Annotated in this window: 14 protein-coding genes and 2 pseudogenes; all 16 read right to left on the bottom strand. The window is 54.0% G+C overall.

Annotated features, from left to right (window positions below):
• Positions 1-4: 4 nt before the first annotated feature.
• Positions 5-247: a hypothetical protein gene (locus ACTQ1N_RS08390; RefSeq protein ID WP_441956316.1), complete on the bottom strand. Its 243-nt coding sequence runs from the start codon at positions 245-247 to the stop codon at positions 5-7.
• The gene (locus ACTQ1N_RS08385) at positions 244-1491 is read right to left on the bottom strand and encodes an ATP-binding protein (protein ID WP_441956315.1); all 1248 of its coding nucleotides are present in this window, start codon (positions 1489-1491) and stop codon (positions 244-246) included. Before ACTQ1N_RS08385 ends, ACTQ1N_RS08390 begins: the two co-directional genes overlap by 4 nt.
• 281 nt (positions 1492-1772) lie before the next feature.
• Positions 1773-2465, bottom strand: a pseudogene (locus ACTQ1N_RS08380) (carboxymuconolactone decarboxylase family protein); the annotation flags it as partial.
• 51 nt (positions 2466-2516) lie between these two features.
• Positions 2517-2912, bottom strand: a pseudogene (locus ACTQ1N_RS08375) (TetR/AcrR family transcriptional regulator); the annotation flags it as partial.
• 142 nt (positions 2913-3054) lie between these two features.
• Entirely contained in the window at positions 3055-3207 is a 153-nt protein-coding gene (locus tag ACTQ1N_RS08370) for a hypothetical protein (protein WP_441956314.1), read from the bottom strand.
• A gap of 170 nt (positions 3208-3377) precedes the next feature.
• A complete protein-coding gene (gene lysS, locus ACTQ1N_RS08365) occupies positions 3378-5606 on the bottom strand; it encodes a lysine--tRNA ligase (protein WP_441956313.1) in 2229 nt (742 codons plus the stop codon).
• A gap of 25 nt (positions 5607-5631) precedes the next feature.
• A complete protein-coding gene (gene greA, locus ACTQ1N_RS08360) occupies positions 5632-6114 on the bottom strand; it encodes a transcription elongation factor GreA (protein ID WP_441956312.1) in 483 nt (160 codons plus the stop codon).
• 134 nt (positions 6115-6248) lie between these two features.
• A complete protein-coding gene (dusB, locus tag ACTQ1N_RS08355) occupies positions 6249-7250 on the bottom strand; it encodes a tRNA dihydrouridine synthase DusB (RefSeq protein ID WP_441956311.1) in 1002 nt (333 codons plus the stop codon).
• Complete coding sequence (locus tag ACTQ1N_RS08350; protein WP_441956310.1) at positions 7247-7651, bottom strand: DUF6145 family protein; 405 nt, start codon at positions 7649-7651, stop codon at positions 7247-7249. The genes dusB and ACTQ1N_RS08350 overlap by 4 nt, the downstream gene beginning before the upstream one ends.
• A gap of 19 nt (positions 7652-7670) precedes the next feature.
• Positions 7671-8654 carry a biotin--[acetyl-CoA-carboxylase] ligase gene (locus ACTQ1N_RS08345; RefSeq protein ID WP_441956309.1) on the bottom strand — a complete coding sequence of 328 codons (984 nt, stop codon included), beginning with the start codon at positions 8652-8654 and terminating at the stop codon, positions 7671-7673.
• 100 nt (positions 8655-8754) lie between these two features.
• Positions 8755-9096, bottom strand: coding sequence for a hypothetical protein (locus ACTQ1N_RS08340; protein ID WP_441956308.1), 342 nt, complete (start codon positions 9094-9096; stop codon positions 8755-8757).
• A 57-nt stretch (positions 9097-9153) separates the two neighbouring features.
• Positions 9154-10137 (bottom strand): ornithine carbamoyltransferase, encoded by a 984-nt coding sequence (argF, locus tag ACTQ1N_RS08335; protein WP_441956307.1) that lies wholly within the window; start codon positions 10135-10137, stop codon positions 9154-9156.
• A gap of 121 nt (positions 10138-10258) precedes the next feature.
• On the bottom strand, positions 10259-11317 hold the full coding sequence (locus ACTQ1N_RS08330; RefSeq protein WP_441956306.1) for an SPFH domain-containing protein: 1059 nt from the start codon (positions 11315-11317) through the stop codon (positions 10259-10261).
• 343 nt (positions 11318-11660) lie between these two features.
• Positions 11661-12194 (bottom strand): cyclic pyranopterin monophosphate synthase MoaC, encoded by a 534-nt coding sequence (gene moaC / locus ACTQ1N_RS08325; protein WP_441956305.1) that lies wholly within the window; start codon positions 12192-12194, stop codon positions 11661-11663.
• A 23-nt stretch (positions 12195-12217) separates the two neighbouring features.
• Positions 12218-13261 carry a molybdopterin-binding protein gene (locus ACTQ1N_RS08320; protein WP_441956304.1) on the bottom strand — a complete coding sequence of 348 codons (1044 nt, stop codon included), beginning with the start codon at positions 13259-13261 and terminating at the stop codon, positions 12218-12220.
• 22 nt (positions 13262-13283) lie between these two features.
• A complete protein-coding gene (locus ACTQ1N_RS08315; RefSeq protein ID WP_441956303.1) occupies positions 13284-14336 on the bottom strand; it encodes a molybdenum cofactor synthesis domain-containing protein in 1053 nt (350 codons plus the stop codon).
• Between the last annotated feature and the right edge of the window lie 6 nt (positions 14337-14342).

Here is a 14342-nt window from a genome sequence, read left to right as displayed (position 1 = left end):
CGTTCTACTTTTCCCAGTCAAGATCGTGGAGCAGCCCGCAGATTACCCAGAATTCCTCATTCTGCGGATCATACTTCTTCGCATAGTACCGCATCAGCTTTGAGACGGTCTCGCCGTGGGTGATGTGGAACGGATCCTCGTTGTACTTCTTGAGGAGCGCAAGAGCATCATCGTAGGAAATGCCGAATACTTTCGTGTCAGAATTCCTGACATCTGTTTTTCGCCGGAATAACATTCTTTTTATCAATGCATGAGGCTTTCCGGATCAAGCATAAAATCCATAGCGCCGATTACCAATATCCCATCTTCTGTCCGCCATGGTTTGATATGATCCTTTACCACAATGATTTTTTTGAAATTATCCCCAATGTGATTCAAGGATTTGCTCTCCTGCAGCGTCTTCTCCTGCGTATCAAGGCGAAGCGCAGACTGTATATAATACCGATTACTGTCTTCATTGCATACGAAGTCCACTTCCGTGTTTTTTCGCCTGCCTTGTTCTCGAATTTCGACAACTCCCACATCGACATGGTATCCGCGGAACAACAGTTCATTATACAGTGCGTTTTCCATCAAATGGATTTCTTCCTGCTGCCTGAAATTCAGTCTGGCATTTCTCAACCCCAGATCCGTGAAGTAATACTTCTGAGGGGTGCTGATATATTTCCGTCCTTTGATATCATAGCGTTCCGCTCTGCTCACAATAAATGCGTCTTCCAAATAAGAAAGATAGGAGCTTATCGTATTGATTGAGAGCTCTTTCTCTCCATTACTTTTGAATGTGTCATATATTTTCTGCGGATTCGTCAGGGAACCGACCGAAGCGGCAAGAACATTTACCAGGGAATCTAATATATCCTTTCTTCTTATATCGTATCGCTCGAGTATATCTCTGAAATATACCTGTTCAAACAGATCCTTCAGATATGCCGCCTTGTCTTGTTCCTCCTGTATAGATACAACAAAAGGCATCCCACCATATGTCATATACTCATTCCATGCATCATACTTGTCTTCTATACCACATGCAGGGAGATACTCGGAAAAAGCAAGCGGCTGCACCCGGATCTGATCTCCCCTCCCGCGGAACTCTGTAATGATATCCGATGACAAAAACTTGGAATTGCTGCCTGTTACGTAAACGTCAAGATTTTTTTCATAAAACAAACCGTTTAAGATATATTCAAAATCATCAACCAGCTGTATTTCATCCAGAATGATGTAGTACATCTGTTCATCTTTGACAAAGGAACGAATATATTGATCAAATGCTTGAGGATCGTGATAATACCCGCGCATGGATTCTCTGTCCAGTTCGATCTTTATAATATGATCCTCCCGGATTCCCTCCGACAACAGGTAATTTCGAAAGATCGGATCCAGAAGATAAGATTTACCGCTTCTCCGGATTCCGGTAATCACTTTGATAAGCCCGTTTTCACGGCGTCTGATCAGCCTGTTCAGATAGATGTCGCGCTTGATTTCCTTCATATGTCCACCTGCAAATGAAGATTTTTGACATTTATTACATTTTTCTTCAATAGCAATATATCACTCCTGCATCGGTTCCGCCAGCATCCGATGAAGTTTTTTGCCATTTTGGGCGCTTTTCTTCATCACTATTGCGGGCGGGAAATGCCGGATACTTTCGTGTCAGAATTCCTGACATTCAGGTTTTCATAGATCATCTATGCGTCTTCGCTTTGGGCGTGAACGAAATGTTTAAAACCATATCCATTCCATCTGCAAGCCTTTGAAGAATGATGCTGTTTTCACTTTAATCTGCTGTATTCTTCATCGGTAACCGGTTCAAGCCACTCATTGGAAGTGTTCTCTCCGGGGATCTCAAAGGCAAGATGTGAAAACCAGGAGTCTGCCGCAGCTCCATGCCAGTGTTTCGCATTGGCCGGAATCTCGATCACAGTACCAGGCGTCATTAGAACCGGCTTCTTGCCCCATTCCTGATACCATCCCTTGCCACCGACACAAATCAGCATCTGGCCACCGCCCTTATCTGCGTGATGGATGTGCCAGTTGTTACGGCAGCCAGGTTCAAATGTGACATTGAAAATCGGGAATGGCGCATCTGCCACCGGTGCAAGGTAACTCCGTCCAATGAAATATTTGGCATATGCGTCATTCGGGTTACCGATTGGGAAAAAGATGGTCTTCTGATATTCCTCCATGTCCTTGTCATCCGGGACATTCTCATCCTCTGTCCAGATTTCCTTTGCCATATTGAAAACAGCCCATGCAACCGGCCAGCCTGCATAAAAAGCCGCATGTGTGATAATTGCTGCTATTTCTCTCTTTGTGACGCCATTTTTCTTCGCCGTCTGCAGATGATATTTCAGGGAGCTGTCCACAAGCCCCCGTCCCATGAAAACAGAAATCACGACAATGCTTCTCGTCTTCAGGTCAATATCCTCATTATTCCAGTTCTCCCCAAACAGCACGTCATCATTATCCATGGCCTTCATCTGCTTCTCTGTGGGATATACATATGGATAGATCCCATACATAAACGGGAAAAATGCATAGCGGATCTCTTCAATTCTTTCATCCGAAAGATCCGGAAGGAACTTCCTCAGGCACTCTTTTACTGCTTCCAGAGAATCGAGAAAAGCTGTCTTAAATTCCACAAGATTCTCCTCTCTGCTGTTATCTTCAATCTCATACAGATTCATGGCAGAAATCTTCAGCAGGAATTTTCTTGGTTCCAGCGTCTGCGCGAGCGAATACGCCAGCTCATCGGGAGTAAGTTTCTTATTCTTCGCACTCACTTCCCGTATATCTGCTGTCCATTTTTCATACTCTCTTTTCAGAAGCGCAAGAAAAATCTCCTCTCTTGTTTCGTAATAGTTGTAAATCGAAGGGCGGGACATCGATACTGCCTGTCCGATATCCTTGATCGTAATGTCATGGAAGCCCTTGGTCTGATACAGCTTTTCACAGGCATCGACAATCTCTTTTTTTTCTGTTCTCTGTTAATTCCTTTGAACCCTTCGGCATATAATCTGCTCCTTCGTTTGTTACTTTTTACTGGAAAGACAATCATCCATTTCTTCCGTATGCATCCAGCGTGATGACAACATCTCCATTGCCTAGAAGCTCCCTCATCTTATCCTGCGAAAGGTTCACATGGCCGAGCCTGGTATACGCCCAGGAATTGGATCCGTAGAATACAACGCATCGGTTCGTTGCCATGCTATGCGTCGACTGTCTTACGAATCAGAAGATCGTTTCTTGGCCAGGTATCTGCTGGAAGGGCTCAAGAACAAAAAACGCCCGGAGCGGGCTGCTGCAGGAATCACCTGCTGCACAGTCACGCTCCGGGCGTTTATATTCCGCTTCTATTCTGTTTCTCAGGCGTCTGTTCAGTCGTTTGTCGCCTGATAAGCCTCGATCATATCTGCAAAAAGCGTATCGAGGTCTACATGGTTCAACTCTGCACCGCGGGTGATGTTGTCTCTGTCACAGCCCGCCGCAAAGCGCTTGTCCTTGAACTTCTTCTTCACGGACTTAAGGTTCAGATCCTGTGCGGACTTTGACGGATACATGCGGACTATCGCGCCAAGGAGTCCTGACAGTTCATCGCAAGCCCACAGGACGCACTCCATCTGATGCTCCGGCTTTGGGAGCGCCGGATTGTTGTCGGAATTGTGGGTCTCGATGGCATGCGCAACCATCGGGCTGACGCCGGCTTCCTGAAGCAGCTCCGCCGTCTTGACGGTGTGCTGCACGGCATCCTGCCACTTCTCCCAGTCCAGATCATGGAGAAGACCGCAGATCTTCCAGAACGCTTCGTTTTCCGGATCATATTTCCGGGCAAAGTATCCCATCAGTCTCGCAACCGTCTCGCCGTGGATGATGTGGAATTCATCCTCATTATACTTCTTCAGAAGCGCCAGCGCATCCTCATAGCTGATCCCGGCGTCAAGCTTCTCTCCTGCCGGGACAGACGGCGTCTTCGGAACGGAAGAAGACGCATCCTTTTCATCTGCATCGGGAGCCGTCGAAGCCGTCTCTGCTGAAGCATTGTCAGCTTTATTCTCTGCTGCAGGCGCATCTTTCTTCGGCGCTGCGCTTTCCTCTGCCGCTCCCTTGTCCTTCTTCGCGTTGAGGGACTTCATGGTCGGGAACAGGAGCACATCGCGGATCGCGGAGCTGTTCGTCAGCAGCATCACAAGTCTGTCGATGCCGTAACCGATTCCGCCTGTCGGCGGCATGCCGATCTCCATGGCATGAAGGAAGTCTTCATCGGTGTGGTTGGCTTCCTCATCTCCAGCAGCGGCAAGCGCATCCTGTGCCTTGAAGCGTTCTCTCTGATCAATCGGGTCGTTCAGCTCGGAGTATGCATTGCACATCTCACGGCCGTAGATATACAGCTCAAACCGCTCGACAAGGGACGGATCCGACGGTTTTCTCTTGGTCAGCGGGGAAATCTCAACCGGGTGATCCATGATGAAGGTCGGCTGGATCATCTTCTCCTCGCAGAACTGCTCAAAGAACAGGTTGATGATGTCACCCCTCTTATGGCGCTCCTCGAACTCCACATTGTGAGCTTTTGCGGCTGCCTTTGCCTCCTCGTCAGTGCGGATCGTGCTGAAGTCCACGCCGGCATATTCCTTCACGGCATCGATCATGGTCAGCCTGCGGAACGGCTTCGACATATCAATGACCGTATCCTCGTACTGGATGACGGCGCTTCCGCAGACCTTCTCCGCCAGATAGCGGAACATGGACTCGGTCAGCTCCATCATGCCATTGTAATCGGTGTACGCCTGATAGAGCTCCATCAGCGTAAACTCCGGGTTGTGGCGGGTGTCCACGCCCTCATTCCGGAAGACGCGGCCGATCTCGTAGACTCGTTCAAAGCCGCCGACAATCAAGCGCTTCAGGTAAAGCTCCAGTGAAATGCGCAGTTTGACATCCTCGTCAAGGGCATTGTAGTGCGTGACAAATGGGCGAGCGGCGGCACCGCCGGCATTCTCGACCAGCATCGGTGTTTCAACTTCCATGAAATCGCGCTTGTCAAGGAAATTGCGGATCTCCTTGATGATCTGGGACCGCTTCTCAAACGTTGCGCGGACATCCCGGTTCATGATGAGGTCCAGATACCGCTGGCGGTACCGGATATCGGTATCCTGAAGGCCGTGGAACTTCTCCGGCAGCGGAACCAGGTTCTTGGAGAGCAGCGTGACCTGATCAGCGTGGACCGAGATCTCGCCCATCTTTGTGCGGAACACGGTGCCCCTCACGCCGATGATATCGCCGATATCATACTTCTTGAAATCCTTGTAGGAATCCTCTCCGATCTGATCGCGCGCCACGTAAACCTGAATACTGTCATAGCGGTCCAGGACATCACAGAAAGAGGCCTTGCCCATGACACGCTTGGACATCATGCGGCCGGCAATCGACACTTCCTTCCCTTCCATCTCCTCAAAGTGATTCTTGATGTCGGTAGAGTGCTCTGTCTGGTCGTAGGTCGTGATCCGGAACGGATCCTTTCCTTCCTCCTGCAGGGTCTTCAGCTTCTCTCTCCTGATCTTCAAAAGCTGATTGAGGTCCTGCTCTCCGCTGTTCTGTCTCTGGTTTGCCACTTTCTGCCTGTCCTCCGTCAATTCCTTACTGCTGATTTCTCTCCACACTCAGGATTTCATACTCGATGACCCCTGCCGGCGTCTCAACTTCAACCTTGTCGCCCGCCTTTTTGCCGGAAAGCGCCTTCCCGACCGGGGAGTCATCCGAGATGAAGCCCTCCAGCGGGTTGGCCTCGGATGAGCCGACCACGTTCAGCTCCATCGTCTCGTCCATCTCGATATCTCTCACGAGCACCTTGCAGCCGATTCCGATCCTGCCGTCCCCGACATTGGTGACGATCTCGTGGTTCTTCATGATCTGTTCGATCTCTTCGATGCGGCCCTCCATCTCGCTCTGCTCGTCCTTCGCCGCATCATACTCTGCATTCTCCGACAAGTCGCCCTGCGCTCTGGCTTCCTTGATCTTGTCGGCGATCTCTTTGCGCTTGTTGACCTTCAGGTCTTCAAGCTCCGCCACCAACTTATCAAATCCTGCCTGCGTCAGGCGCGTCTTTTTGATCTCTGCCATCTTGCGTTACACCTCTCCGGAACCCATGTTTTCCGCCTTTTTGACGGTTTTTCCATCTGATCTGCCGTCCCCTTTGCACCGGGAACCCGCACAGTCAGAGCAGAATTATAGCGTAATGCAAGGGTAAAGTCAACTTAACGAATGGGTTCCACGTCCGTCCGCGCTGCTCCGTCTCCCGCTCTGTCAAGCAGGTTTTCCAGCTCATCCAGCGTGGAAATGGAGCTGGACGCGCGCCTCAGCATGGCGGAGTGCGGCATGCCGGCCGTGTACCAGGCGATATGCTTCCGCATCTCGCTCATGGCTGTCCGCTCGCCCTTCTGCCGGACTGCCATCCTGGCATGCCGGAGGATCTCAGCCTTCACTGTCTCCATATCCGGCTGTCCCGGATCGACGCCGGTCTCCTCATAGGTCAGGATCCGGTGAAAGATCCACGGGTTGCCGCGCGCCGCCCTGGCAATCATGATGCCGTCACACCCCGTTTCGCGGACGAGTGCCCCGGCCGACTGCGGATCGGTCACATCTCCATTTCCGATGACCGGAATCTGAACAGCTTCCTTTACCTGCCGGATGATCTCCCAGTCCGCCTGGCCCGAGTAGAGCTGCTCCCGCGTCCGTCCGTGAACCGCGACAGCCGCGGCTCCGGCCTGCTCTGCGATCTTTGCGATCTCAACCGCATTCACATGGTTTGCATCCCAGCCCTTGCGGATCTTCACCGTCACCGGCTTTTGCACACGCTTCACCATGGCGCTCACAATGTCGTAGACCAGTCTGGGATTGTTCATGAGGGCACTGCCCTCACCGTTCTTAACCACCTTCTGGACCGGACAGCCCATGTTGATATCGAAGAGGTCAAATGGCCGGTCCTCGATTCGCTCCGCCATCGAGGCCATGATCTCCGGATCATTTCCAAACAGCTGGAGCGAGACCGGACGCTCCGCCTCGGTTGTGGCCATCAGCTCATCCGTGTGTCTGTTTCCATAGTAGATGGCCTTCGCGGAGATCATTTCCATGCAGACGAGTCCGGCGCCCTGCTCCTTGCACAGAAGGCGGAAGGACAGATCGCTGACGCCGGCCATCGGTGCCAGGATCAGGTTGTTGGGGAGTGTGACGCTCCCGATCTGCAGTGTCTTCCTCATTCCAGCTGCCATGCCTCCAGGTCAAGCGGCTGATGCAGGACGACTGCCTTATAGTAGAGCTCCAGCCCGTTCATCATGTCACGGCGCTGTTTCTGGATCTCCTTGATCTCCAGAGCGGCGCCGATCTCATCGTAGTTGTAATCGGACGCCTTCGCCTCCGTGCGGATGCTCAGTTTCCCATCCTTGTCGAACTCGAACAGGATGATGCCCCCGATATCCTCCGTGAACAGCACACAGATGATATGAAGCTGGTCCTGGATATCCTTCGGAATGCCTTCAAACGACTTGTTGAAGAAATATTTCTTTTCATACGCGCTGGCTGCGCACAGGACAACGGTCCCTGCTCCGGCACTCTGCCCGGACTGAACCGCTTCCTTTGTTTCCTTCTGATTCTCTGCCATTCTGTTTCCTTATATTTCCTTATACGTATCCGTAAATGCCCCGCACGGACACCTCGCCTGACCAGACCTTCACCGTCTGCCCGTCGTCATCCCGTTTCACAAGAAGCTCGCCCTCCGGGTCAATCCCAAGCGCAGTCCCGGTATAGGCGCCCTTCGGATCCAGCACACGGACCTTCTGGTTCAGATTCAGCAGCTCCTTGTTGTACATCTCCTGAAGGTCGGTCAGATCGCCCCGCTTCTCGAACAGCTCGTAGTACTGCTCGAACAGCTCGATGACCCTGCACAGCACCTGTGCGCGGTCGACCGGATGCCCCAGCTCAATCTCCAGTGAGGTCGCGATATCCCTGATCTCCTCCGGAAATGAAGTCAGATTCGCATTGATGCCGGTTCCGATGACGACATAGTGGACGCCGTCCATCTCCGCGCTCATCTCTGTGAGAATGCCGCAGATCTTCCTTCCATGGATCACGACATCGTTCGGCCACTTGATTCCTGCCGGAAGGCTGTAGAGCTGCCGGATGGCATTGCAGACCGCCAGTCCCTTGACAAGCGTCACCATGGAAATGCGGGATGGCGGAAGCTTCGGCCGCACCAGGATGGTGAATGCAATCGCGCTTTTCGGCGGCGTCACCCAGTGACGTCCGCTCCTTCCCTTCCCGGCGGTCTGCTCATCCGCGATTACAATCGTCCCGTCCGGAGCCTGCTCTTCCCCGAGCTTCTTCGCATACTGGTTGGTGGAATCAATCGTAGAAAAGTAATAAAGCTTCTTTCCCATCCATTTCGACTGAAGTCTGGAAGCAATCTCCTCCGCCGCGATCGTATCCGGGCAGCCTGTTATGCGGTACCCCTTGTTTGGAACCGCTTCTATGACATATCCATCCTCCCGAAGAGACTGGATCGCTTTCCAGACCGCTGTCCTGGAAACTCCAAGTTTTTCACAGAGCGCCTGACCGGATACATAGGCATCCTCATCTCTCAGCGCCCGGAGCACCTTTTCCTTCATGAGCCTGCGCTCCCCCTTCAACCAAAATCTCTCTGCCTTCATTCAGACAGATCTGTGCCAGAAAGCAGGCAGCCGCTTTCAAAAACCAGGCCCCCGGCTCTCAGGCAAACAGCTGCGTTCCGAGTACAAGCCCTGCTGCCACCGCGACCAGCATCGCGAATACCGCGAATGTCCACTTTTCCCGTAGGCTGAACTCCACGGCCAGGCTGACATTCAGAACAATGCCAAGGAATGTCACGATCTCCTCCTTCAGCAGCTCTTCCCGGTCTCTTGTCAGGAACATGATGCCGAGTGCCAGGATGAAAAGCGCCAGGAAAAGTGTGGCCTGCTCTGCGGCCCGCCGGTATTTCAGCTGTCCTTCCCTGAGTTTCTCCTCGTCTTCCTGCATTCCCTTGCCCTGTCCTTCCTGAACATCTCCAGCATCTCCATCCGGATCTTCCACTGGCGGCTGTCCCTGCACCGCATGCCCCCGAAGCCGTTTTCGCTCTTGTCTGCCGGCTTACAGCGTCAGATCCATCACAGCCTTGATGGTGTGCATCCGGTTCTCGGCCTCGTCGAACACGACCGACTGCTTCGACTCAAAGACCTCGTCTGTGACCTCCATTGCATCGAGTCCGAACTTGTCGTGGATCTGCCTCCCGATCCCAGTGTTCAGATCGTGGAATGCCGGCAGGCAGTGCATGAAGACGGCCTCCGGCTTTGCATTCGCCATGGCCTTCGCGTTCACCTGGTACGGAAGAAGGGCGTTGATTCTCTCCTCCCAGACGCTGTCCGGCTCGCCCATGGAGACCCATACATCGGTGTAGATGACATCCGCCCCGCTCGTTCCTTCCCGGACGTCCTCCGTCAGCGTGATTGTGCTCCCGCTTGCCTTTGCGTACGCCTGGCACTCCTCGACCAGCTGCGGGTTCGGGAAGTATTCCTTTCTTGTGCACGCCGTGAAATCCAGTCCCAGCTTACTGCACGCAACCATCAGGGAGTTGCCCATGTTGTAGCGGGCATCGCCCATGTACGTCAGCTTCAGTCCCTTCAGTTTTCCGAAATGCTCGCGGATTGTCAGCATGTCCGCCAGCATCTGAGTCGGGTGATATTCATTCGTCAGGCCATTCCAGACCGGGACGCCGGCATCCTTCGCAAGCTCCTCCACGATGTTCTGTCCAAAGCCCCTGTACTCAATTCCGTCGTACATGCGCCCCAGGACTCTCGCGGTGTCCGCGATGGATTCCTTCTTCCCGATCTGGGAACCTGTCGGATCCAGATAGGTGACATGCATGCCAAGGTCGTGTGCCGCAACCTCAAAGGAGCATCTGGTTCTGGTGCTGGTCTTCTCAAAGATCAGCGCGATATTCTTTCCCGGGTGATTCTGATGAGCGATCCCCGCCTTCTTCTGCTGCTTCAGCTCCTCCGCGCGATCGAGGAAACAAAGAATCTCCTCCGGCGTAAAGTCCTTCAGTGTCAGAAAATTTCTGCCTTTCAGATTCATATCAGGCACCTCCCTTTTGCGTCTGTCTGCGATTCGTTTCATCTTATCGCAAATAAAACCCTCCCGCAAGGGGAGGGTTCCATACACAGTCAGGCCTGCACGGTTAGAGCGGGCAGCCGTCTCAGGACTCGCTTCTGCTCTGATGCTCAAGGTCAGCGCTGATCTTCTGGGTTGTGACCGCCGCGCGCACGCCTTCCACGCTGGTCTCGGAGGACAGACACGGATCCTTCTTCGGAGTCTGCCTGGGCTTTTCGCTGTGGTCAATCTTCGTCGCATCCCCGATCCCGATCGCCTCACCGGCAACACCGAGGGCAGACACGAGGTTTGAGATATCAGACGGCATGAAGATCTTGGTCGCACGACCGTCCGCAACATTCTTCAGCGCCTCAATGCTCTTCAGCTTCAGGACGGTCTCGGAAACATTCGCATTCTTGAGGGCTTCCAGGCCGTCCGCCTCTGCCTGATAGACCAGCTGTATCGACCTTGCGCGGCCTTCCGCGAGCGAAATCTGCGCGTCGCGCTCTGCTTCTGCGGCAAGGATCTTCGCCCGCTTGTCACCCTCCGCCCGGGAAACGACTGCCTCCTGGTGCGCCTGCGCCTCCAGAACGGTCTGACGGCGTTCGCGCTCTGCGCGCATCTGCTTCGTCATGACCTCCTCGATCTCCTTCGGAGGCTGGATGTTCTTGATCTCGACACGGGTCACCTTGATGCCCCAGGCATCCGTTGCCTCATCCAGCACCTTCTGCATCTTGGCATTGATCATTTCCCGGGATGTCAGCGTCGCGTCAAGTTCCATGTCACCGATAATGCTCCGGAGGGTCGTCGCAGAGAGATTCTGGAGTCCTGCCATCGGATTTTCCACCCCGTAGCAGAACAACTTCGGATCAAAGACCTTGCAGAATACGACAGAATCGATCTGCATCGTGACATTGTCCTTCGTGATGACGGGCTGAGGCGGAAAGTCCAGCACCTGTTCCTTCAGAGAAACGCTTTTGACAACACGCTCGATGAACGGAACCTTGAGATGAAGACCTGCATTCCAGGTTGTCTTGTAGACCCCCAGCCGTTCAATGACAAATGCCCTTGCCTGCGGCACGATCCGGATGTTTGAGAAAACCAGCATCAGGATAATGACGGCAAGGAAGACCCCAATCACAATTAAAACTGTAGAATCCATCATGCATCTCCTTTCAATTTGTGTACTGTCTATCGATTAACACACTGTTTTTCATCGCACAAGCAAACGAAAGTAGTGCATGCGTTCACATTTTGTTCACAAATACATCATATGCTTTTCACAAAGACCCGCTATAGTGTGAACCATCAAATCAAGTGTTTCACCTGATTTGATACTTTTCATACTTCAGCCGGTCGGTGAAATTCCGGCCGGCACTCCCTCCAACTGAAACATACAGAAAGTGCCGCGGATGCCGTGATCGGCATCGCGGCACTTTCCTGTCTTCCGGGAAATTTCCGGGCCGTCATGTCTGAATTCTGAACATAGTGGCTGATATCTGTGCGATTTATATAGATTCTATCACATGAGGGACTCTTTCGAAAAGTCCGGATTTCCCGCCCGATTTTCTGACAAGTCGGATCTGTTCCATTTCCATGCCGCGGTCAACCGCCTTGCACATATCGTAGATCGTGAGCAGTGCAACGCTCACGCCGGTCAGCGCCTCCATCTCGACACCGGTTTTCCCGCTGCACCGGACTGTGCAGAGTGCCCGGATGCCGGGACGCGTGCCCTGGGCTTCCGGCATCAGCTCAAAATCCACCGAAGCCTTTGTCAGGTTCAGGATGTGACAGAGCGGAATCAGCTCTGCTGTCCGCTTCGCACCCATGATGCCCGCAATCCGCGCTACACCCAGCACGTCGCCCTTCTTCATGCTCCCGCTCCTGACCAGCTCGAAGCACTGCTGAGACATCCGGATGACACCCTCCGCCGTCGCCTCCCGGAGCGTGACATCCTTTCCTGAGACATCCACCATCACGGCATTTCCCTGCGCATCAAAGTGCGTGAACGCCGGCTCTGTATTTCTGTTTTCCTCCTGCACGCTCTCCGTCTCCTCCCTGTCTTTCACACACCGAAGCCGCAGTTTGGCCAGATACAGGTGCTGCAGCCCAGGCAGAGTCCGCCCTCCCCGAGCGCGGCAATCTCGTCCGCCGTGATCCGGTCATCCGCGAGAATCCGCGGCAGCATCAGGTCGAAGATGGTACGCTTTGCATACATCACGCAGCCCGGAAGCCCGCAGACCGCCACGGTTCTTTCCCCTTCTGTCTGCAGATAGGACAGCAGGAACATGGCACCGGGCAGAACCGGTGCGCCATACGTTACAATTTCCGCTCCTGTATTCCGGATTGCGAGCGGGGTCCGGTCATCCGGATCGACGCTCATGCCGCCTGTGCAGAGTACCACGTCCGCCCTGAGACCGATCATCTTCCAGATGGCATCTGTCGTCATCCGGTCGTCGTCATCTGTGACCTCATATCCGACCACCTCTGTGTCGTACTCCTGAAGCTTCTTTTCGAGGATCGGCGTGAACGAATCCTTGATCCGCCCCTTGTAAACCTCAGATCCCGTTGTCACAATCCCGATCCTCTTATGGACAAATGGATGAAGCGACAGGATCGGCCTGCCTTCTGTTGCCTCACGGACAGAGGCCGACAGGCTGTTCATTTTCTGCTCCTCGATCACGAGCGGAATAATCCTCGTCCCGGCAAGCTTGTCTCCCTTCCGAACCGGCGTGTTTCCATGCCGCGTCGCGATCATCATCTGGGGTGTCCGGTTGACCAGCCGCAGCGCCGCCGAGTCAACCTTGAACAGGCCGTCACAGTCGGCAGTCAGCTCGATCTTCCCTTCCTTTGGCTCGCCTGCACTCATGTGGGCGCCGATCGCCAGATCACGCAGGACGGCAGCCGCCTCATCTTCATGAAGCATGCCTTCCTTCTTCTCCCAGACATAGAGATTCTCCTTGCCGATGCTCAGAAGCACCGGGATATCTTCCTTTGTAATGACATGCCCTTTGCGGAATGCAGGTCCCTTGAATGTTCCCGGAATGATCTGCGTCACATCGTGGCACAGTACCGCTCCTTCCGCATCGACTGTCCTGATCAGTTTCATCTTATCCTCTCCTGTTCTCTTCTCAGTTGTCTGCAGTCCCGCGCAGAATCCCCAGTCCGTGATCCAGTGCTCCCATGATAAATCCAAGGCTCTCCTGCACCGCTTTGACCGATCCCGGCAGGTTGACAATCAGTGTTTTCTTCCGGATGACAGATACGCCTCTCGACAGCATCGCATGGTCGGTCACCGCCAGCGACTTCACCCGGATCGCTTCCGCGATCCCGGGCGCATTCCTCTCCGCAACCGCCATCGTTGCCTCCGGCGTGCGGTCCCGCTCCGAGAACCCGGTTCCCCCTGTCGTCAGTACCAGGCTGACCTGCCTCTGGTCGGCGAGCCGCTCGAGCTCCCGCTCAAGCCTGCTCTGGTCATCCGGAAGCAGAATCGTCTCGACCACATCATAGCCTGCTGCCTTCAGTACTTCAGCCGCCTTCGGGCCGCTTCTGTCTTCGTAGACGCCGGAGGAGGCGCGATCGCTCAGCGTGATCACCGCCGCTGTATAAGGTCTGTCCGGGTCGGGCGGAAGGACCCGGACACGGTCTCCCGGCCTCACCGTTCCGCCCCGGACAACCTTTGCAAACACCCCGTCTGTCGGCATGATGCAGACCCCGACACGCTTCCTGATCTCGCAGGAGTGATGGCAGGCCTTTCCAATCTGTGTCAGCTCGAGGAGAGCGGTTCCGGAAGCTTCCCCGTTTTCCATGCGGTCCGCATGGACAGCCTTTTCAGACGAATCGTTCCCGCCTTCCTGCACAGACTCCTCCGTCAGGCTGTCTGCTGCCGCATGGACAGCCTTCTCAGCCGGACAGATCAGGAAACGCGTCCCGACTGGAAGACTCCTGAAGTTGATCCCGGACACAAGCAAGTTCTCCCCGAAGTCCCCGTCGCTCACGCCTGCTCCGCTCCTGTTGAACTCCTGAACCTTTTCCCAGGAAAGCAGGCTGACCTGCCTGTGCCATCTGCCGGCATGGGCATCCTTCTCGATGCCATAGTCCTCAATCAGATGTGCCTCCTTCACCGGCTCCTTCCGGACGCCCTTCACGCTGCTGGTGCAGACCGCCTTTACCGTTCCCTCCATGTCTGG

Origin of the sequence: Porcincola sp. LCP21S3_C12, assembly GCF_052118625.1 — a bacterium.
Lineage (GTDB): Bacteria > Bacillota > Clostridia > Lachnospirales > Lachnospiraceae > Porcincola.
The sequence above is the reverse complement of the archived record's forward strand: the minus strand, read 5'-3'. Positions and strand labels throughout refer to the sequence as shown.